Below are 21,969 nucleotides of genomic sequence, written 5' to 3'. Positions count from 1 at the left end.
TCCTGGTCAATAGTTGTATTTCTCCTTCCACAACCCCTTCAAATGCTTTCTCAGCTCATCTTCGCGCTGGTTCTTTCCTGGATCGTACAGCTTTGTTCCTTTGATGGCATCAGGCAGAAATTCCTGTTCTATAAAGTTATTTTCATAACTATGTGCGTAACCGTATCCTTTGCCGTATCCCATCTCTTTCATCATTTTCGTAGGGGCGTTCCTGATATGCATGGGCACAGGCAGATCACCGGTTTGGGATACGAGGGATTGTGCACTGCTGATGGCCACAACAGCCGCATTACTTTTGGCAGAAGCAGCCAGGTAGGTAACGCATTGCGATAAGATAATCCTTGATTCGGGATACCCGATCATGCTAACGGCCTGAAAGCAGCTCGTGGCCAGCAGTAAGGCGTTTGGATTGGCATTACCGATATCTTCAGAAGCGAGGATCAACAGACGCCGTGCAATGAACTTTACATCTTCCCCGCCTTCTATCATGCGGGCCAGCCAGTATACAGCAGCATTGGGATCGCTGCCACGGATCGACTTAATAAAGGCCGAGATGATATCATAATGCTGCTCCCCACCCTTATCGTAAATGGCTACACGCTGTTGCGCAATCTCCATCACCTGCTGATCGGTGATCACAATAGGATCTTCCTGCACGGTGTTGACAACAAGTTCAAACAGGTTGAGCACTTTACGGGCATCTCCGCCGGAAATATTAAACAGGGCAGATGTCTCCTTTATTTCAATGTTTTTGGATTTCAGCCATTCATCACGCTCCATGGCCTGTTTCAACAGTTCCATCAGGGCGTCGTTGTCGAGTGGTTTCAGTACATATACCTGGCTGCGTGACAGCACCGCCGCATTCACTTCAAAAGAAGGATTTTCCGTGGTAGCGCCTATGAGGGTGATGATCCCCTTTTCTACCGCACCCAGTAAGGCATCCTGCTGAGATTTATTAAAGCGGTGGATCTCATCAATAAACAATACCGCATGATGTTGCCGTCTTGCCATTTCTATCACTTCCCGCACTTCTTTTACGCCGGCAGAAATAGCACTGAGCGTATAAAAAGGCACCTGGAGGGTATGTGCAATAATATTGGCGATGGTGGTTTTACCAACACCGGGAGGGCCCCACAGGATCATGGAAGGGATCTTTCCCTGCTGAATGGCCTTCCTTAAAATACTGTCTTTACCGGTAAGATGTTCCTGCCCCACCAGTTCATCTAACGTAACAGGTCTTATCCGCTCTGCTAATGGTTGCATACATGTAAATTATGGGTGATTGCCCGGGTCAACGGGTGGATTTTTTTTATCAGGATGATTGATCTGCTGCATTTTCAGCTGCATGATTCCTTTGATGGACCTGGCACGGGCTACCGCCAGTGCGGCCTTTTCGCCGGTAAAATGTTCTGCTACCGTCGCTTCAAATAATTGCAGCCAGCGATCAAAAAGTGCCGGTTCCAATGCAATTTTTTTGTTCAGCGCAAAATGCGGGTTCATGGCATTCCGGCCATAGCTCCCGGTATCCAGCAACAGGTTCTCCCAGAAATCGTACATAATGGGCAGATGATGCGCCCAGTCTACTTTGGCAATATCGTTAAATATATATCCGATCAGGTCATCTCCCTTTACTTTATCATAAAAACTGTTCACTAACAGGGCAATATCATTTCTGTCTGTAATTTCCTGTTTTCCCATAGCTGATTATTTTATTCCTCTTCCTGTTGGTGATGTTGTTCCTGTTTCCCCAACCATTGCTTCAGATAACTGAAGGAAAGGTTGGCATTAAACGTAAGCAGGAAGCTAAGTACCAGGAAAACAGCGCCCAAAGGCTTCAGGATAGATACATTGATAGCCGCCTGTTCCTGCGGAGGCATCTGTTTTACGGCTTCGGCAATCATTTCCGGGGAAGCTGCCAGCAGGCAAAATCCACCGAAAAACAGGAGCATTCCAAAACCCATGGTAATAGCACCCATAATACGGATGCCTGTCGGTGTATTTTCTTTCAGTGGTACTTCCGGCAGGAGCAGGCTCCGCTGGAGGTATAGCGACAAAATACTATGGATAAAACACGCACCCCAGATCATCAGCGATAGCAGCATCATAATATTTGTACCCACAAACAGAGTCACATATAAGCCAACAAACGTGAAGAAGCCTGATACCATTAGCGTTAATGCTGTCAGTATCCTATATAATTTAAACCTAAAATTCATTATTTACTTATTTTTAGCGACACAAACCTACCTAATTATTCAGAGAATTAACGATTTGATGACGGGAGATTTACCCCCCTATTGCCACTCATAAAAAAGGAGGTATATTGCCTGCCTTGATTTCCCTAACTTTATACACTAAACCTGTCTTAAATATGAACAAAGCAAATGCGGTAAAACTACCGTTGCTGGCTGCCATGGTCACCCTTGCAGCCTGCAATAACAACGGTTCCTCGCAGCAAGCAGCAGATTCAACCCAGGTCCCTGCGTTCAATCTGGCTGACATCGACTCCATCTACAAACCCTGCGATGATTTTGACAACTATGTAAACGGCAATTGGAAAAAGAACAACCCTATCCCTTCTACTGAAAGCCGTTGGGGTGCATTCAACATCCTGGACAAAGAAAACAAGGAAGTCCGCCTGAAAGGAATTATCGCCAACATTTCCAGCAAAAAAGACCTGAAAAAAGGCTCTGAAGAACAACAAATCGCAGATTATTACACTTCTTACCTCGATACCGCTACCATCGAACAACGCGGTATCACCCCATTGCAACCTTATCTTGATAAGATCAATGGCATTAAAACATTGGCTGACTGGGCAGCTGTGACCGGCGAACTACAGAAAATAGGGGTTACCTCTTTTACTGGTTTCGGCGCCGATGCAGACATGAAAGACAGCAAAATGAATATCCTCTACCAGGGACAGGCAGGCCTGAGCCTCGGTGAAAAAAGCTACTACGAAAGACAAGATTCCGCCACTAAAAATGTACGTAGCGAATTTGTTACACACGTAGATAAAATGTTTAGCCTGGCCGGCTTCCCCGATGCAACACCCGGCAACATCATCCTCAACCTGGAAACCAAACTCGCCAAAATCCAGTTATCAAACGTAGAACTGCGCGACCCGGTTAAAACCTACAACAGGGCAGCATTCTCTGAACTGAAAAAACTGGCGCCGGATTTCGACTGGGATGCCTTCGCCCATTCACAGGATATCAAAACAGATACCCTCGTACTGCAAAACAAAGCTTATATCACCAATGCCAACGCATTACTGAAAGCTACGCCACTGGAAACATTGAAAACATATACCAGGTGGCAGTTACTGAGCAGCTTTGCAGGCTATTTACCAAGTGCGCTACAGTCAGAAAATTTCCACTTCTTCGGAACGGTTATGACTGGCAAAAAAACACAGAAAACCCGCGCAGAAAGAGCCATCCGCTCTACTGATTCCAAACTGGGTATGCCGCTGGGTAAACTGTTTGCCAAAGAATATTTCCCCGAAAGCAGTAAAGCGAAAGTTTCCGAGATGATCGAAAACGTGCGCAAAGTATACGGCGAAAGAATCGATAAACTCACCTGGATGGGCGATTCTACCAAAGTAATGGCACACAAAAAACTGGCTTCCTTTACCTACAAGATCGGCTATCCTGATAAATGGAAAGACTATTCTTCTATCGATATCGATAAAGGTAAACTGCTGGAAAATGCTGTTTCCGCAATGCTATATGAGCACAAAGAAAACATTGATAAAATTGGTAAACCGGTAGATAAAAGCAAATGGGAGATGACGCCGCAAACGGTGAATGCCTACTACAACCCGTTGAACAACGAAGTAGTATTCCCTGCAGGTATCCTCCAGCCGCCTTTCTACAACCCCAATGCGGATGATGCAATCAACTACGGTGGTATCATCGCGGTAATAGGCCACGAATTTACACACGGATTCGATGATCAGGGTTCTCAGTTCGATGCAGATGGTAACCTGAAAAACTGGTGGACCAAATCCGACCGCGAAAACTTTGATAAGCTGACAAAACGTTATATCGATTACTTCAGCAATATTGAAGCAGCACCCGGTTTCAAAATCAATGGCGCACTGACCATCGGTGAAAACGTTGCTGACCTTGGCGGTTTAACACTGGCCTATCATGCACTCCTGAAATCATTTGAAGGTAAAGGCGAACCTAAACCAATTGATGGTTTCACCTGGCAGCAGCGGTTCTTCCTCGGCTGGGGACAGGTATGGCACGGTAACATCACTGATGCTGCACTACGCAACCAGATACAAACAGACCCACACTCTCCTGCAAGATTCCGCATCAACGGGCCGCTCCCGCACATGCAGGAATTCCAGGCAGCATGGGGTTGCACTCCTGAGAGCAAAATGGTATTGCCCGATGCGCAACGTGTAGTCATCTGGTAAATTATTTAGTCATTTGATGATTTATTTATTTAGATAGTTTGTTTCAGAAAAAGATCTATGCTGAAACAAACTATCTAAATAAATAAATTATCAAACAATCCAATTAAAATCATGAAACTTTTTATACTGGCCTGTAGCACATTATTCATTTTCGCATGCAATCAAAGCAGCAAACCCACAGACGCACAAGATACGCCCATGCCCGAAGCGCCAGCGCCTGAACAGGCTGTAGTGAGCGACAAATGGCCCGATCCCGTATGCCGCATGCCTTATGACACCAGCTATAAGGAATGGACTGTTTACCAAAGCGACACCATTCATTTTTGCTCCACCACCTGCAAAGGCGTATTTGAAAAAAATCCCGAAAAATTTATGGCAAGGCTGAAGAAATAAAAAAACCGTCCCGGTGAAAACCGGGACGGTATAAATACAGCTTATGAAATCTATAAATATTAAATACTTATACAAATTTTAGTTGCCAAACTTGGCCCAGGTAGCTGTCCAGTCATTAGTCGCATCCATCGCTCCAACAAAAGAAGTCTTGTCAAAGAATGCATGATCCAGACCACCGGTAAATTTACCTGTTGTGGTAAGTGCTACAGAACCCGCCTGTGGCTTCACATTAGGTGCAACGATGTTGAAAGGGTCTGTCAGTTTGATATCAGCAGGATTGGTAAAAAGTTTGCTCATATTCGCGCCTTCTACCATCAGTTTAAGATCAGCAGCAGTCCATACAGCAGCATCCACTAATTTGTCGATTTTGAAAGGTTCCTTAACAGCATGCAGGAAACTATTTTCAAACTTGCTGATACCCGTTTTATAGTAAGTAGCCGTCAGGTCATCATCAAGATCAAGACCAGCCAGTTGACCACCCACTACAATAGAGTTAGCCATTTCAAACTGTGCGCCTCTTCTCCAACGCATACCGTAGCCATAGGAGGCACTGGTATTTGCTGCGTTGTTAGGACCAACCGCCGTAAAGTTTGACAGGATAGGATGTGTGATCGGTGTAGCCGTGTATGGTTTGGAAGTACCATTTGTGTTGTCTACTTCAAAATTGTTGGATATATCTCCCTTGGTTTTATCATCTGTAAAAGCAGGATCCTTAATGGAAATAGCATACTGGATCTTACCACGGTAGCCATCATCAAAATCAAAATCATCATCCGCGCATCTGTAAGCAATGAGGTGTTTGGCATTTACAGTACCACCAAAAAATTCAAAGGCATCATCCAGTCCGCGGATCACCTGTACATAATCGATCTCAGTACCATCACCAACAGCATACAGGGAAAGCCCGTTAATTTCATCATTGGGTGCAGTTGCTTTACCACCGTATTCAATTCTTACATATTTCAGTACACCGGAATTATCGTGATCATCGTTACCACCAAAAGCTTTATGAGCGGCATTTACATCACCTTCTACTTCTGCGTGGTTACCATTGCCGGTTGCTTTACCGATCAATACTACACCACCAAGATCACCTGGTTGTTTATCAGTATGAGCGGAAGTAAATACGATAGGCGCATCTTTTGTTCCATTGGCCATAATTTTGGCGCCTTTATAAATCACGAGTACACCAGCAGAATCTCTGTTACTGATAATCTGTGTACCTGCTTCAATGGTTAAGGTTGCAGGAGCATCAACATACACATAACCGCGCAACCGGTACACTTTATCTTTAGACCAGGTAGTGTTGGCACTGATAGTACCTCTCACACTGATGGTGTCACTATCTGCAGCCGGTGGTGGCGTTGTACCGTTGTTATCATTTTTGCTGCAAGCCGCAAACAGGGATGCAGTTGCTACCAGTAAAAACAAGTTTTTGTTTGTCATTGCTATTATAATAATTTGATTACAAAATTTGGTTTTCTATATTAAACCAACTTTAACGGAGCGTTACGCAATTGTTATTTATCTGTGGTAATTATTTGCTGGAATGGTGCATGAAATTATACCGGAAGGAAACAGAGAAAGTAGTTCCCGGTTTCATCGCATTGATGACCTTATCATTACCGGCATTGTAAGCTGTTTTATCACTACCGGGATACTTGTAATACAAGGCAACAGGTTGCGCAAAAATATCAGCAATGCTTAGTTTCAGTTCTCCCGCATTTCCAAACAATTTTTTACTGATCTGAAAATCCACCACATCACGGGGTTTCTCATAGGTATCCAATCCTTCCTGTTCACCTCTGAAGCGCAAACGCTGTCCTATACGGTTATACAGGAGATTCATAGAGAAGCCGTTGTTGGACGAAGCATAGGTGAGCCCACCATTAACCAGGTAAGGCGACTGCCCTTGTAACGGCGTTTTTTTATTCACACCTTGCAGATCTACAGAGGAATGGATCAGGGCAGCATTCGTGTAAAAAGTTAGTCCCTGGAAAACTGGATGCTGACTGATAAATCCGAGGTTCTTTCTCAATTCAATTTCACCACCAAAATCTGTTGCAGCATCTGCATTACTGAAAGACAGCACATCGTTTCCTTTGTTAACCTGCTCTATCGGATTTTTAAATTTCTTGTAGAACAAAGAAGCAGATAATACCTCGCCGGCGCCCGGGAAAAATTCAAATTTCAGATCCGCATTTGAATTGATGCTACGTTGCAGATCAGGATTACCGGAGATAATAAATTCATTCTCGTAGTCATAATATCTGAAAGAGGCCAGTTCCCGGAACTCCGCTCTGTTCACGGATTTGGAGAAGGAAGCACGCAGGTTGGTTTGCTCGCTCAATCCTATCGTCAGATTAGCAGATGGCAATACATCTGTATTGTTGTAATCCTGTGTTTTTTGATTAACCGCTTTTAATTGCTGGTGATAATTTTCTATTCTCGCTCCCCATACCAGCCGGATGTTATTGGTAAGCCTGTTATCCAGCATCAGGTACCCGGTGCTAAGATCGCCTATGCCTTCATAATCTTTCGTATTCATATCAATCCTGGCGAGGAAGATGCTGTATTTATCCAGGTTGGCATTACTGAAAATATTACCGGGGTTCACGTCTTTATCAAGGTCAATATTTATACCGCTTCCGCCATTGGCATTACTGGCATAACCAAGCGCCACTACAGAAAAATCCCTGTCTCTGTAAACTTTTCCGCCTCCGAATTTAAATTGTTGTGATTCGCCTAACAGTTTGAAAGGCATCGTAAAATTCAGGTTACCACTGAAAATATTTTCTTTAAGATTTGAGAAGACGCGTCCTGCACTGTTTACAGCCGGACTATTTTCATTGGAAAGATGCAGGAAGAAAGGCTGGTCAGGATTGCGCTGGAAAAACGCCAGGATCCGCTGGTCTGGTTGATTTCTGTAGGAACGTCCGTAAGCGGCATTCCAGTCAATGCGCAACTTTTCAGACTTCAATCGATGCTGCCCTTCCAATACAGAATTAAATAATCCGTTTTGGGTGGTTTCATTATTCAAACTATAAACACCTGTGGTGAGGTTGGTGCCATCATACTGGAAACCATTCCTGCGCGTGAAGTTTACATTAAAATCGTTGTTGTAAAAATTCTTCCACGACAACTTGCTTTTACCGTAGGTGTATGCCAGGTTGAGCACACTACCGAGGTTGCGGTTTTTTCCATAAATCTCATCGTGGTAGGAATAGGTATGTTCCTTTGTATTCAGGTAAGCATCTCTTTGCTTAAATCGCAGGGTTTGACTGTTTCCATAATTCACTGCGAAGATATATCCGAACCTGCGGTTGTTCTTCAACGTCCAACTGTTGCCCATAGAGAGTTGTACGCTCAGTGGTGGCAATGCTTGTCCGTCTTTGGTTTCACCATAGGTATTGGAGAAATTTTTCGAGATCGCTATTTTCTGACTTGTTTCGAGATTGGTATAATTGTTTTTAACATTGCTGTATGCAGCAGGCAATTTACGCGATCCATCATCAAAACCTATGAAGTCAAACTTACCTTTAGGCGGACCGGAATAAAAATCTTTAAACGTTGTTTGTGTATTATAACCGGTTCCCAGTGTTAATTCCAGGAATTGCTGATCAGGAAAATCTTTGGTGCTTACTTTGATGGCGCCACCGGAGAAATCACCAGGCAGATCAGGCGAAGCTGTTTTGTAGATCGTGATGTTATCAATCAGGTTAGCGGGGATGATGTCGAAAGCAAACGCTTTTTTATCAGGTTCTGTGCTGGGTAGTACGGAGCTGTTCATCAGCGTGGTGTTGTAACGGTCTCCCAGTCCTCTTACCACTACAAATTTATTATCCTGGATGCTGGTACCGCTGACGCGTTTTAATACTTCACCGGTATTTTTATCGGGCGATTTTTTGATGAGATCAGCAGAGATACCATCGGATACGACGGCACTATTTTTCTGTGCTGCATATAATGCATTGATGGTTTCCTGTTTGAAAGAACCTCTGATCACTACTTCGCGGAGCTCTTCAGACTTGGGTTCATCCATAATGATGTTGAGCTGTGTAGGTGCGGTGGGCTTTACAGCTACTTCAGAAACTGATTTTGTCTGGTAGCCTATGTATTTAAAATTGATGGTGTAAGTTCCGGGTTCAACGATCATGGAATACCGGCCTTCCACATCTGTTACGGCGCCTTTGCCGGTGCCTTGTACCACAATGGTAACGCCGATCAGGGCTTCTCCTGTTTTCTTATCCGTTACTTTGCCGGTAAGCTTGGCAGGATCGCCGGCCAATGCAACATTGGCGATCAGGGTAAATACAGTTAATATCCAGATTTGTACAGAGATAGCGGTTATGCCTTTCACGATATTTCAATTTTGTTTTAATCCGGCTTTAATACCGTTTTAATATCGTTGGCAAAAGTATCTCTGGTGGATTAACGGAGTGTTAAGCCAGTATTACCAGCATGTTAAATGTTAAGATATGTTTATCGAATTGTTAACGGGAAGGGGCACACGAAAAAAAATAACGGTGCGGACTATACGATATATGATAAGCCTTACATCAAAAAGGAGGGTGGTGTTTGCCGGTTATTGTTCAGCAGTATATCAAGGGATATATCCAGCGGGAAAGTACGTTCTTCTTTCTTATCCGGCGCAGCAGCAGATAGCTGGAATAAATGCTGGCTCTTGTTCAAAAAGGGTTTGTTGTCCTTATTGCACAGTTCCAGGCAAAAATTAAAACGTTCTTCCAGTTCTTCTTCAAAGGCCCGTACGCTCAGGGTTTCATCTATCGGAAATTCTACCAGGTCATCTTCCTCAAAACCAACTTCTTTTAAAGTATCAAAAGCATTGGCAAGGGAGTGATGTACATATACGGCCACATTACAGGATAACAAACGCTGGAGCTGCATTTGTAGCAAGGAGATGGTCATCAGCGGATGTAACTTCAGTACTTTCATTGCGTATTGTTCTTCATGTCCAAATGTGTCAATATCGCCACACTTCATTATAATTCCGGCAAACATAACAGTCTACCTTTAATTTAATATTAAGCACTTGTTATGATTATGTGAAAATAATATTAAATTATTAATATATAAAATATATTTAAATATAAATAATAAGAGAGACTAGGAAGCGGGGAATATAATAATCCTGGCGGCATCCCATCCGGGAGCAGCATCATCGTCATCTTCGGGTAACACGATCTTTGTTTTGGTAACAGGATGTTGATAGAGGGACCATTGCCGGTTGGCATATTCCAGTGAAGTGAGACTTTCCACCCAATCGCCGGAATTAAGATAGGTGACTGTTTTGTCGCCCACCTTCATTTCTTTGATCAGCGGCTGGTGGATATGTCCGCAGCAAACCACGTCAAACGCTTTGTCTGCCGCTATTTCAGCCACGGTTTGTTCAAAATCGGAGATAAATTTCACCGCAGATTTTACTCCCTGCTTTACTTTTTTGGAGAAAGACATCTTTTCCCTCCCCATGCTTTCCAACACATTATTTACCAGGCGGTTGAGGATAATCAGCAGATCATAGCCTTTACCCCCCAGCTTCGCGAGCCATTTGGAGTTTTTCATGGTCACATCGTATACGTCGCCATGAAAGAACCAGTGCCGTTTGCCATCTACTTCCAGCACCAGCTTGTTGTCGATGGTAAAGTTACTCAGCTCGAAACCGGCGTACTTACGCAGGGCTTCATCGTGGTTACCGGTGAGATAGTACACTTCGGTTCCCTTGCCGATCATTTTCAGGATCTTCCTGATCACCTTGGTATGTGACTTGGGGAAATACCGTTTACTGAACTGCCAGATGTCGATAATATCCCCGTTCAGCACCATGATCCGGGGATCTATGCTATCCAGGTACTGGATAAGTTCTTTGGCATGACAACCATAAATCCCGAGATGTACATCGGAAATAACGACAATATCTAATGGGCGTTTATCGGACATCAAATTAGCTAAGTATGTACAGGCTGTAGGCTCCTGTCTATGATCCAAATTTTCAATGCAAAGAAAAAAACGCTATATTACTTTTATATTACTCCAGTGTTAAGGAATTATTAATTCGTGTTTTTTTCTGGTTCCAATAGATTCTACAAGCTAATTTTGCCGCAAATTTTATAAACATCAAATCGTATGGGAGGCTTCAATTCTTTTGTTAAACTATTCATGCCGAAAGACCGGGTATTTTATTCTTTGTTTGAAGATGTTGCTTCCAACCTTGTAGAAATGGCGCAGGTGCTTAATGAGCTGGTAGCCACTACAGACCTGGCTGTACGTAAAGATAAAGTACATCTGATAGAAAGACTGGAACACAAGAATGACGATTATACACACCGCATATTTGTTGAGCTGGGGCAAAACTTCATTACACCATTTGACCGGGAAGACATTCATTACCTGGCAGCCACACTGGATGATGTAGCTGATTATATCCACGGATCAGCCAAAAGGATGGACCTCTATAAGGTATATACGCTGAACGAGAGCATCCGCAAACTGGCGGAACTGATCCACCTGGGGGTATTGGAACTCCACAAAGCCATCCCCGAATTACGTACCATGCAGAACATGCGCGTCATTACCGATGCCTGCGTAAAAATCAACAGCCTGGAAAACCATGCAGATGATATTTACGATATGGCCATCGCCGATCTGTTTGATACCGAACAAAATGCCGCAGAGCTGATTAAAATGCGTGAAATCTACCAGGCCCTGGAAATCGCTACCGATAAATGCGAGGACTGTGCCAACGTTATTGAAACCATTATAATCAAATACTCCTGATAAAGGGTAATCTTGTTCTGAACGCATAATTCTCGTGATACCATGACTTTATTAGTAGTGATCATTATACTGGCATTCATCTTTGACTATATCAATGGTTTTCATGATGCTGCCAATTCTATCGCCACAATTGTGTCGACCAAGGTACTGACACCGTTTCAGGCGGTGCTCTGGGCCGCAGTATTTAACTTTGCGGCTTTTTTTATTGCCAAATATGTGATCGGTGAATTTAAAGTAGCCAACTCCGTAGCCAGTTCTGTATTTGAACAGTTTATTACACTGAAAGTGATCCTTTGCGGCCTCGTTGCCGCCATCACCTGGAACCTCTTTACCTGGTGGCTGGGCATTCCTTCCAGTTCTTCCCATACCCTTATTGGTGGCTTCATTGGTGCTGCGGTAACTGCCTCCGGCACCCTCGATGTAATCAACTATCATAAAGTGCTGCCTATTGTGTACTTCATCGTACTGGCGCCACTGATAGGTATGATTGTAGCCTTCATCATCACCATTATCATTGTAAATGTGTGCAGAAAGGCCAATCCCTACCGGGCAGAAAGCTGGTTCAAACGCTTGCAGCTGGCCTCCTCCGCGGCATTGAGCCTCGGACACGGCAGTAACGATGCCCAGAAAGTAATGGGTATCATTTCAGCAGCCATGGTAGCTGCCGGCTATATCCCCAGTATCAAAGAGATGCCGGACTGGATTCCGCTGGCGTGTTTCACCTGTATTGCATTGGGTACGATGAGCGGTGGCTGGAAGATTGTGAAAACAATGGGTACACGTATCACCAAAGTAACATCGCTGGAAGGCGTGGCAGCAGAAACCTCCGGTGCCATCACCCTGTTCCTCACAGAACACATGGGTATCCCGGCCAGTACCACCCACGTTATTACGGGTGCTATTATGGGGGTAGGCGCTACCAAAAGATTATCCGCCGTTCGTTGGGGCGTAACGGTAAGTCTGCTATGGGCCTGGGTTTTAACCATCCCCATCAGCGGTTTACTCGCCGCATTAACTTATTTTATTGTCAGCCTGTTCATTTAAAAAAATGGGCATCCCCGATATTTCAAAAGCTCTCCGTACATTACGGGGAGCTTTTTTTTGTGAAAATAGATGCCAATATGAAAGAGAGCAGCTATTTTTGTGCGGTTTAATAGTGAGAAGCTAACGAGTGTCCATCCTAAACTGAATTGACAAATGAAAGGAATTATCCTGGCCGGTGGCTCCGGTACCCGATTACACCCCATCACCTATGCTATCAGCAAACAGATAATGCCGGTGTATGACAAGCCAATGATCTATTATCCGTTGTCTACACTGATGCTGGCAGGCATTAAAGACATCCTGATCATTTCCACCCCGCATGATCTGCCTTCTTTCCAGCGTTTGTTTGGCGATGGCAGCCAGTTTGGCCTGCACCTCAGTTATGCAGAACAGGCAGTTCCGAATGGGCTGGCCCAGGCATTTGTAATCGGAAAGGAATTTATCGGCAACGATAGCGTAGCCCTGGTATTGGGAGATAATATCTTCCACGGATCAGGATTAGGTACCCAGCTGGCCAACAATGCTACCCCCGATGGCGGTATCGTATATGCTTACCAGGTATCTGACCCCGAAAGATATGGCGTAGTAGAATTTGCCCCCGATATGCGTGTACTCTCTATCGAGGAAAAACCCGCTAAACCCAAATCCAACTTCGCGGTGCCCGGTATTTATTTCTATGATAACAGTGTGGTGGAAATTGCAGAAAAACTAGCACCCAGCCCACGGGGAGAATATGAAATTACAGATGTAAATAAAGAATATTTGCGTCGTGGAAAATTAAAAGTTTCTATCTTGCCACGCGGAACAGCCTGGCTCGATACCGGCACTTTCGATTCATTAATGCAGGCCTCCCAATTTGTACAGGTAATAGAACAACGGCAAGGCATCAAAATAGCCTGCATCGAAGAAATAGCTTACCGTAAAGGATTTATCAATGCCGGTCAACTGAAGGAATTGGCAAAACCTTTACTTAAAAGTGGCTACGGACAGTACCTGGAGACAGTGCTGGAACAAAAAATGATTTGAAATCTCTAAAATCGTAAATCTGAAATTATCATGAAGGTTCTTGTTACGGGTGGTTGTGGCTATATTGGCGCCCATACTATTGTAGATCTGATCAACCATGGCTTTGATGTAGTGTCTGTAGATAGTAACATCAGAAGCAGTACGCAGTTATTGGACGGTATAGAAAAGATAACCGGGAAAAAGATCCGCAACTATAAAGTGGATCTTTGCAACCTGGAAGATACACATGCGGTTTTTCATGAAAACAGGGACATTATCGGTGTGATCCATTTTGCAGCACTGAAAACTGTTCCCGAATCTGTGGCAGATCCCTTATTCTACTTCCATAATAACCTGACTTCTCTGATCAACGTTTTAAAATGCATCAAGGAATTTAAGGTGCCTCACCTGGTATTCTCTTCTTCCTGCTCTGTTTATGGCAATGCCAAAGACCTGCCGGTGGTGGAAGCTACCCCACTGGGTGAAGCGCAATCCCCTTATGCACGTACCAAACAGATGGGCGAACAGATCATCGAAGACTATAGCAAGGTAAATGATACCAAATCTATTATCCTGCGTTATTTCAACCCGGTAGGTGCACACCCCTCCGGCCTCATTGGCGAACTGCCATTGGGTAAACCCGATAACCTGGTACCCGTTATCACGCAAACGGCTATCGGAAAAATACCGAAAATGACCGTTTTCGGTTCCGATTACGATACTCGCGACGGTTCCTGCGTACGCGATTATATCCACGTTACGGATATCGCCAACGCACACACGAAAGCATTACAATACCTGATTGAAGAGCGCAATGCCACCAACTGCGAAATCTTTAACCTCGGCACCGGCAACGGCGTAACCGTACTGGAAGCCATTAAAGCATTCGAAAAAATATCCGGTGTAAAACTGAACTATACCATGGGACCACGCCGCCCGGGTGACGTTATTTCCATTTATGCCAATAACTCCCTCGCCAAAGAAAAACTGGGCTGGCTGCCGGAAATCGGCATCGAAGACTCTATGCGTACCGCATGGCAGTGGGAAGTTAGCCTCCGCAATAAAGTGCTGAGCAATTAGAATCGTCACTATAAATGTTTACTTTTACGCTTCAATTTTAAAAAACCGCCATGGTAAAAGATATTAAACCGCTCAACGAAAAAGAAACCCGCGCCGGTTTCGGAGAGGGCATACTGGAAGTGGGCCGCAAAAACCCTAATGTAGTAGCACTTACAGCAGATTTGCTGGGTTCCATGAAACTGAATGCATTCATCAAAGAATTTCCTGACCGCTTTGTTCAGGTAGGTATCGCTGAAGCCAATATGATCGGCATCGCAGCCGGTTTGACCATCGGCGGAAAAATTCCATATACCACCACTTTCGCTAACTTTTCTACCGGAAGGGTATATGATCAGATCCGTCAGTCTGTTGCTTACTCCAATAAAAACGTAAAAATATGCGCTTCCCACGCAGGGCTTACCCTGGGTGAAGATGGCGCTACCCACCAGATCCTTGAAGATATCGGCATGATGAAAATGCTGCCTGGCATGACTGTTATCGTTCCATGCGATTTCAATCAAACCAAAGCTGCTACCATCGCTATTGCTGATTACGAAGGTCCGGTATATCTCCGCTTTGGCCGTCCGAAATGGCCTAATTTCACAGCGGAAGATCAAAAATTTGAGATTGGTAAAGCACAGGTCCTCCATGAAGGAACAGATATTACTTTATTCGCCTGCGGCCACCTCGTATGGATTGCAGTAGAAGCCGGTAAAATCCTGGAAGAAAGAGGATACAGTGTGGAAATCATCAATATCCACACCATCAAGCCGCTGGACGAAGCTGCCGTTATCAAATCACTCACCAAAACCGGCTGTGCGGTGACTGCTGAAGAGCACAACGTACTCGGTGGTTTAGGCGATAGCATTGCCCAGGTAGCTGCCCGTCACATCCCCGTTCCTATCGAGTACGTAGGTACCAACGATACTTTCGGAGAAAGCGGCAAACCCGTGGAACTGCTGAAAAAATATGGCCTCGATGCAGACCATATTGTAGCTGCCGCTGAAAAAGCCATTCAACGCAAAAAATAACCAGGATTATATTGATTTAAAAGGATTGTCCTGATTGGTATTTTATAGACTAGCGAAGATTATAGGAGAGAGATCAACTATGATCTTCGCTATTTTTTTAACTACATTTTTTTAGAACAACAAATGATCCATCAGGACAATCCTATTAAATCAATATCATCCTGGTTAAACTTTTGTCTTCCTGGAACATCTTATTAAAAGGTTTTTTATTATTTTCATTACATTCATTAATATAAAACCTGTCAAGAACCATTTAACCTATGGCCGTTTTACAGGATGACAAAGCACTTCTGGCACTATACCGTATACCCGAAACCAGGGAAAAAGGATTTACTTTAATAATCCGGAAGTACCAGGAACGGTTGTACTGGCATGTTCGCAGATTGGTGATCGGGCATGAAGATGCCAATGACGTGCTGCAAAATGTATTTATAAAAGTGTGGAAAAGCCTGGAAGGATTCCGGGAGGATGCTCAATTGTATACCTGGCTATATAAAATTGCGACCAACGAAAGCCTGAGCTTCCTGGAGCAACAAAAACGTAAACAATCTATTTCATTGTCCGATGTGGAAGCAGGATTAAGCAATAAGCTAAAAGCGGATACCCAGTTTGATGCCAATAAACTTGAATGGAAACTACAGGCTGCCATCCTCCGCCTGCCCGAAAAGCAGCGGATTGTCTTTAATCTCCGGTATTACGATGAGATGCCCTACGAGGAGATGAGCCGGGTGCTGGATACCTCAGAAGGCGCATTAAAAGCCTCCTATCACCATGCGGTAAAAAAGATCGAGGAATTCATCAAAAACGGAGAATAGCTGAAATAACAAATATTCATTTTAAGCCATCTTTAAAGATATTTACCAAAAGATTAAAATCCCATTAAACTATTATAATGGCTTCCTGTCTAAAAAACAGTGTATGAACAAAGGACCGCACATAGCAAATGAATTAATGCAACTGGCGCCGGATGCCCACTGGCCCGCTGATGCACCCTTTACGGTGCCGGCAGGTTATTTTGAGCAATTCCCGGCAGCCATGATGCAGCATATTCATTTGCTGGAAAACGGTGCTGCAACTTTTGTTGAACCCGGTAACCCGTTTACTGCTCCCGCCGGATATTTTGATGCGTTGCCTGCTGCTATTATGCAACGGATCAACATGCTGGAAGTTGACCCGATCCAGGAAGAACTGGAAGCTATATCTCCGTTGATGGCCGCTATACCACGTCGGCAGCCTTTTTCTGTGCCCGCAGGATATTTCGACTCCCTGCCTGTAGTTATTCCTGCTCCGGCCACCATGCATGTGGTACACAGGAATCCTGCAAATACCTGGGTAAAATGGGCCGTAGCCGCCTGCTTAACCGTATTCGCCGGTACTACAGCCCTCGTATTCCTGCAGAATGAAAGCATGAAAAGCATAGAAAAACAACTGGAAGGCGTTAGCGACCAGGAAATTGTGAACTATCTCCAAACCCATACAGATGCTTTTGATAATGAGGCTATTTTAACCAATCTGGCCGGTTCCAACGCTGCGGAAACGTTGAGTAACCAGCTTAAAGAAGAACCGCCTGCTGCTGCCGTAGAAAACTACCTGCAACAAACCGATTTATCAAAAGAGGTGTTACCTAATCCGTGATGCATGAAAAGCTATAATATTATATGGATTATCCTGTTTGTCCTGCTCGCGGCTACCCGTGCCGGAAGTGCGCAGCAACAACTCCAAACGGATGATGCCACTGAAAAAATAAAAGCATTACAAATGGACTACCTGGCAAAGAAACTGGACCTGTCACCCGACGAAGCCCAGAAATTCTGGCCGGTTTATAAAAACTATACACAGGAAGTAGAACTGCTGATAGCCGAACGGCATAATAAAAAACAGCCCGAAAAAATATCCGGCGGCAATGCCGACGACATCGCCAAAACGAGTATGGACAAGGAACTGGGCTATGAAAAAAGAATGCTCGACATCCGGTCGCGCTATACCCACGAATTCCAGCGGGTATTACCCGCCAGAAAAGCCGGCGTAGTATTCAAAAGTGAAAGAGAATTCCGGTCCCTCATGATCAATCATCTCAACAATCAACGCATCAACAGAATGGGACCGGGCGGTATGCGGAAAAGACAATAATCTAAAATTTTGTAAACGGCTCCTTCGTATCATGATAGAAAAGGAAAGTCCAGCCCTCCTGTTTACCACGCTCCATAAACTGTTGCCGTAACTCCATACTACGCTTGCCATCATAATCATATTTGGCTGCAAAGCGGCTGCGCATCTGCGAAATCTGCGGGGCTACATCTCCTCCGAAAAACACTTTATCATCTCCGTCATCTACCAGGAATACCTGGTGATAAGGACAATGACCACCGGTCAGTTCATAATGAATATAGCCGTCGATAGTGCCATTGCCGGTAGTGAAGATCACATTATCCCGTTGTTGTAATAATGCAATATCTTCTGAATGATACGATTTGCCGGCATGCTCCATTGCATACAGCATCTCTTCGTTATTTACATAATAAGTGGCGCCGGGGAAAGTGAGCGTACGCTCACCCGTAACCGGATCAGCAGCTGATACACCACCCGAATGATCTTTATGCAAATGGCTCATCAACACTTTGGTGATTTCCATGGGATTGATACCATTATCTATCAGATGCTGATGGATCTGCAAAACGCCATCCGGATTACGGAAGCCGAGCCCTGTATCAAATAAAATATAATCGCGGTCAGTGATTACCAGGAAAGGCTGGATTTCTACCAGCAGGGAGCCCTGCGGACGGTCCTGCAACTTATCTGTACCAACCTGGAAAGGAGAAAATATTTTGGTTCCGTCTACCGTAAATGAACCTTCTGATAATGGAATAATACGTGCCATTTTGCAAATATAACCATTAGCTGTCAGCAATGAAATTACCGGAATGCGACCTCTCTTTAGCGTAAAACCATCTGCCTGTCGGCATCCAGCCTGAGCATAATAAAGATCAGCATCGTGAAAGTCATCAGGGAAGACCCGCCATAACTCACCAATGGTAACGGGATACCGATTACCGGCGCCAGACCAATGGTCATAGCAATATTGATGGCCAGGTGGAAAAAGATGATACTGGCCACCCCATAAGAATAGACGCGCGTAAAGGTCGATCGCTGTCGCTCCGCAATAAAAATAATCCGGAAGAGCAGGGCCACATATAAACCCAGGAAGATGACACTGCCAAAGAAGCCAAAATCTTCCCCTACCGTACAAAAGATAAAGTCAGTACTTTGTTCCGGCACAAAATCATACCGGGTCTGGGTTCCTTTCAGATAACCTTTCCCCCAGAAACCACCGGAGCCAATAGCAATCATACTTTGGCGGGTATTATAGGTCGCCTTGGGATCATTCTCTTTACCCAGCATTACTTCAATACGACGCACCTGGTAATCTTTCAGCACTTTGGTAAAGGCAAAAGGAACAATGAACATCACGAAGAGGGAACAAAAAGCATATACGCCGATGATCATCAGCAGCCGCGATCTTTTCCGCTTTATTTCCCGCCGGCTGAAATAGATCACCAGCGCGGTAATAACGGTGAAGATGATAAAGAGAATATATTTATCTACCAGGAGTGCCGATAATACAAGCACAATACAAGAGAAGGCAATCACCAGCAATACGCCGGGCAGCCCTTCACGGTACATCACGAGGAAGAAGGAAAAATATACGAGTGCCAGACCTGTTTCATCCTGTAAAATAATGATACCCGCAGGGATCAGCGCCAGGGCGGCGGCAATAAGCCGCGATCGTAGTTTAGTAAAATCCGTTTCCTGCGAGGACAAGTATTTTGCCAATGCGAGGTTGGTACACAGTTTCGTTAACTCCGCCGGCTGGAACTGGAAACCGCCAATTACCAGCCAGGAATGTGATCCCTTCACATCCTTACCGATAGCCAGCACCAACAACAGCAATACCAGTCCGCCCGCGTACATCAGGTTGGATGTGGCGGTAAAAAATTTACTATCCGTCAGCCAGATAATGGAGGCCAGAATAAGGGAAATGCCGAACCACATGATCTGACGCGAATAGTTTCTGTTCACGTGAATAATATCCTGCCAGATATTATCATCTCCCCGGTATTCCGCAGCAAAAATGGACATAATGCCTATGATCACCAATGCCAGGTACAGGCCTACAATTGGCCAGTCAATCCCTTGTGTCAGTTTGGCTTGCGAGCGGTTCATTATCGGTATCTCAGTTTATTCGTTTATTTATTAATAGTGCTGCCGTTCTTTTTCATGGCGGCACTCTTGTTCAGCGAATCCAGTTTTGATTTGGCCATCATGGCGGCATCAATGGTAACCGTTTCCATCACCGATTTCATCAAAGGCTGCCGTTTGGTGGAAATAGTATCTTTCAGATATTTTTCCATCATCAGACTGGCGATAGGCGCTGCATATCTTGCGCCGAACCCGGAGTTCTCCACAATAACGGCAACGGCTATACGCGCATTTTCTGCAGGGGCAAATGCTACGAATACGGCGTGGTTTTTCAGCTTCACTCTTTTACCATCAACAAAACCATAGTTTTCTACCGTACCGGTTTTACCGCCTACACTAATTCCTTCTATCTGCGCTATCCGGCCGGTACCACTGGTTACCACATCAGTCATACCATGAATTACTGCACTGTAGGCTGTATCCGTGATATTCGCCACTATGTGCTTTTCTTTGTATTTATCCAGCAGGTGGGAATTGTCATTATCAATGCTCTGTACAAAATGGGGTATATAGTAAGACCCACGGTTGGCAATGATACACATGGCATTGGCCATCTGCAGCGGCGACAACGTAAGCTCGCCCTGGCCTATACCTAGAAATACGGATGTACAGGAATTCCAGCTGCCTTTGTACATCTTATCATAAAACTGCGGCGTAGGTACGGTACCTCTTGCCTCACTGGGAACATCCACACCAATGCGGTGCCCGAATCCGAAACTGCTCATATAATCAGACCATTTCTTCAGGCCGCCTACTTTAATACCACCCCATTTGGCGGCATCCACACTCAATCTGTATACGTGTGCAAAATAAGAGTTACAGGAATGCGACAGTGCCAAACGTAGGTTGGCGGCGTGTCCCGCATCATGGTGCTCACATTTGATTGGTCTGCTGCAACCATAATACGCCCCGCTGCAGGGATAGCCGAAGCTAGGTGTAATCACCCCTTCATCCAGTCCTACCAGCGCAATCATTGGCTTAAACGTAGAGCCGGGCGGATATGTTGCCTGGATAGCACGGTTAAAAGTAGGCTTGGTAGTATCCCTGTTAAGCAACACGGAATTGGAGCTGCGGTAAGATCCGGTAAGCAGGTTAGGATCAAAAGTAGGACCGCTCACCATGGCGAGGATGCCGCCTGTTTGCGGATCAATGGCCACAATACTGCCGGACTTACCCTTCATCAGTTGCTCACCTAATACCTGCAGGTCTATATCCAGCGACAGGCGCAGGTTTTTACCAGCTATTGCCGCGCTGTCAAACTCTCCGTTTTCATAAGCACCCTGCGGTCTGTTAAGGTTATCTTTTACCAGGTATTGAATACCGCGCTGTCCCATCAATACCGGCTCGTAGGTTCTTTCAAGACCAGCCAGTCCCAGGTAATCGCCGGAGTTATAGGAGGAATACATGGAGTCTTTCAACCGCTCCGGTGAAATCTCTCCTATATAACCAAGAATATTGGCAGCAGCGGAATACGGATAGGAACGGATCTGTCTTTGTACCAGCTCAAAACCGGGTTGAAACAGGTACATACTCTCCTGTAGCTGGCCAAATACTTCTGCCGGCAACAACGGTGCGAAAACAGATTGCCGCACACGGCCATTCTTCACAATAGAATTGATGATCCGTTTTCTGAATTCTTCCTTATCTATCTTTAAAATATTACAGAGGTAAGCCGTATCAATATTCTTCACACTGGCGGGGGTTACCACCAGGTCGTATAATACATCATTACTGAGGACACTGCGGTTCTTGCGGTCGAAGATGATCCCACGGCTGGGATATACCACCTTACGGAGCACAGCATTGGCATCCGCCAGCTTGGCATACTTCTTTTCAACTATCTGCAAAAAGAATAACCTGGTAATGATCAGCACAACCATCCCAAGTATAATCGCCTGTATTACTCTTTTTCTGGGCTGATTAAAAACTGACATGCTATTGAGGACGGATATATTTTGA

Annotated in this window: 20 protein-coding genes; 10 read left to right on the top strand and 10 right to left on the bottom strand. The window is 44.8% G+C overall.

Going from position 1 to position 21,969, the window contains the following annotated elements; translation table 11 throughout:
- Nucleotides 1-6: 6 nt before the first annotated feature.
- The 3 genes from ABQ275_RS26480 to ABQ275_RS26470 are packed head-to-tail and all read right to left on the bottom strand — an operon-like array spanning nt 7 to nt 2,120.
- Nucleotides 7-1,263, bottom strand: a complete 1,257-nt coding sequence (locus ABQ275_RS26480) for a replication-associated recombination protein A (RefSeq protein ID WP_349316166.1) — start codon at nt 1,261-1,263, stop codon at nt 7-9.
- A gap of 9 nt (nt 1,264-1,272) precedes the next feature.
- Nucleotides 1,273-1,698 (bottom strand): group III truncated hemoglobin, encoded by a 426-nt coding sequence (locus ABQ275_RS26475; RefSeq protein ID WP_349316165.1) that lies wholly within the window; start codon nt 1,696-1,698, stop codon nt 1,273-1,275.
- Between the two features lie 11 nt (nt 1,699-1,709).
- A complete protein-coding gene (locus ABQ275_RS26470) occupies nt 1,710-2,120 on the bottom strand; it encodes a hypothetical protein (RefSeq protein WP_349316164.1) in 411 nt (136 codons plus the stop codon).
- 251 nt (nt 2,121-2,371) lie between these two features.
- Between ABQ275_RS26470 and ABQ275_RS26465 the strand changes: the two genes are divergently transcribed.
- On the top strand, nt 2,372-4,426 hold the full coding sequence (locus ABQ275_RS26465; protein ID WP_349316163.1) for a M13 family metallopeptidase: 2,055 nt from the start codon (nt 2,372-2,374) through the stop codon (nt 4,424-4,426).
- Nucleotides 4,427-4,537: 111 nt separating this feature from the next.
- Complete coding sequence (locus tag ABQ275_RS26460; RefSeq protein WP_349316162.1) at nt 4,538-4,819, top strand: YHS domain-containing protein; 282 nt, start codon at nt 4,538-4,540, stop codon at nt 4,817-4,819.
- 78 nt (nt 4,820-4,897) lie between these two features.
- On the opposite strand, the gene ABQ275_RS26455 is transcribed toward ABQ275_RS26460, so the two are convergent.
- The 4 genes from ABQ275_RS26455 to ABQ275_RS26440 form a co-directional block, all read right to left on the bottom strand.
- Nucleotides 4,898-6,265 (bottom strand): hypothetical protein, encoded by a 1,368-nt coding sequence (locus ABQ275_RS26455; RefSeq protein ID WP_349316161.1) that lies wholly within the window; start codon nt 6,263-6,265, stop codon nt 4,898-4,900.
- 91 nt (nt 6,266-6,356) lie between these two features.
- Complete coding sequence (locus ABQ275_RS26450) at nt 6,357-9,179, bottom strand: TonB-dependent receptor domain-containing protein (protein WP_349316160.1); 2,823 nt, start codon at nt 9,177-9,179, stop codon at nt 6,357-6,359.
- Between the two features lie 194 nt (nt 9,180-9,373).
- Nucleotides 9,374-9,841, bottom strand: coding sequence for a hypothetical protein (locus tag ABQ275_RS26445; RefSeq protein WP_349316159.1), 468 nt, complete (start codon nt 9,839-9,841; stop codon nt 9,374-9,376).
- Nucleotides 9,842-9,946: 105 nt separating this feature from the next.
- On the bottom strand, nt 9,947-10,777 hold the full coding sequence (locus tag ABQ275_RS26440; protein ID WP_349316158.1) for a UDP-2,3-diacylglucosamine diphosphatase: 831 nt from the start codon (nt 10,775-10,777) through the stop codon (nt 9,947-9,949).
- Nucleotides 10,778-10,963: 186 nt separating this feature from the next.
- Here ABQ275_RS26440 and ABQ275_RS26435 point away from each other — a divergent pair, with 186 nt between their 5' ends.
- The 8 genes from ABQ275_RS26435 (at nt 10,964) to ABQ275_RS26400 (ending at nt 17,883) form a co-directional block, all read left to right on the top strand.
- Nucleotides 10,964-11,614, top strand: a complete 651-nt coding sequence (locus tag ABQ275_RS26435) for a DUF47 family protein (RefSeq protein ID WP_349316157.1) — start codon at nt 10,964-10,966, stop codon at nt 11,612-11,614.
- Between the two features lie 42 nt (nt 11,615-11,656).
- On the top strand, nt 11,657-12,658 hold the full coding sequence (locus ABQ275_RS26430) for an inorganic phosphate transporter (RefSeq protein WP_349316156.1): 1,002 nt from the start codon (nt 11,657-11,659) through the stop codon (nt 12,656-12,658).
- Between the two features lie 153 nt (nt 12,659-12,811).
- The gene (gene rfbA / locus ABQ275_RS26425; protein ID WP_349316155.1) at nt 12,812-13,684 is read left to right on the top strand and encodes a glucose-1-phosphate thymidylyltransferase RfbA; all 873 of its coding nucleotides are present in this window, start codon (nt 12,812-12,814) and stop codon (nt 13,682-13,684) included.
- A 30-nt stretch (nt 13,685-13,714) separates the two neighbouring features.
- Nucleotides 13,715-14,743, top strand: a complete 1,029-nt coding sequence (galE, locus tag ABQ275_RS26420; protein ID WP_349316154.1) for a UDP-glucose 4-epimerase GalE — start codon at nt 13,715-13,717, stop codon at nt 14,741-14,743.
- A gap of 50 nt (nt 14,744-14,793) precedes the next feature.
- Nucleotides 14,794-15,753, top strand: coding sequence for a transketolase family protein (locus tag ABQ275_RS26415; RefSeq protein ID WP_349316153.1), 960 nt, complete (start codon nt 14,794-14,796; stop codon nt 15,751-15,753).
- A gap of 260 nt (nt 15,754-16,013) precedes the next feature.
- On the top strand, nt 16,014-16,568 hold the full coding sequence (locus ABQ275_RS26410) for a sigma-70 family RNA polymerase sigma factor (protein WP_349316152.1): 555 nt from the start codon (nt 16,014-16,016) through the stop codon (nt 16,566-16,568).
- A 103-nt stretch (nt 16,569-16,671) separates the two neighbouring features.
- The gene (locus ABQ275_RS26405; protein WP_349316151.1) at nt 16,672-17,388 is read left to right on the top strand and encodes a hypothetical protein; all 717 of its coding nucleotides are present in this window, start codon (nt 16,672-16,674) and stop codon (nt 17,386-17,388) included.
- Nucleotides 17,389-17,391: 3 nt separating this feature from the next.
- Nucleotides 17,392-17,883: a hypothetical protein gene (locus tag ABQ275_RS26400; protein WP_349316150.1), complete on the top strand. Its 492-nt coding sequence runs from the start codon at nt 17,392-17,394 to the stop codon at nt 17,881-17,883.
- A 1-nt stretch (nt 17,884) separates the two neighbouring features.
- Here ABQ275_RS26400 and ABQ275_RS26395 read toward each other — a convergent pair whose 3' ends face one another.
- From ABQ275_RS26395 to mrdA, 3 genes are read right to left on the bottom strand one after another with little or no spacing between them, the layout of a single operon-like run.
- A complete protein-coding gene (locus ABQ275_RS26395; protein ID WP_349316149.1) occupies nt 17,885-18,631 on the bottom strand; it encodes an MBL fold metallo-hydrolase in 747 nt (248 codons plus the stop codon).
- Nucleotides 18,632-18,687: 56 nt separating this feature from the next.
- Complete coding sequence (gene rodA / locus ABQ275_RS26390; RefSeq protein WP_349316148.1) at nt 18,688-19,974, bottom strand: rod shape-determining protein RodA; 1,287 nt, start codon at nt 19,972-19,974, stop codon at nt 18,688-18,690.
- Nucleotides 19,975-19,997: 23 nt separating this feature from the next.
- Nucleotides 19,998-21,944, bottom strand: coding sequence for a penicillin-binding protein 2 (gene mrdA / locus ABQ275_RS26385; RefSeq protein WP_349316147.1), 1,947 nt, complete (start codon nt 21,942-21,944; stop codon nt 19,998-20,000).
- Nucleotides 21,945-21,969: the final 25 nt, after the last annotated feature.

It is taken from the genome of Chitinophaga sp. MM2321, from assembly GCF_964033635.1.
GTDB lineage: Bacteria > Bacteroidota > Bacteroidia > Chitinophagales > Chitinophagaceae > Chitinophaga.
The sequence above is the reverse complement of the archived record's forward strand: the minus strand, read 5'-3'. Positions and strand labels throughout refer to the sequence as shown.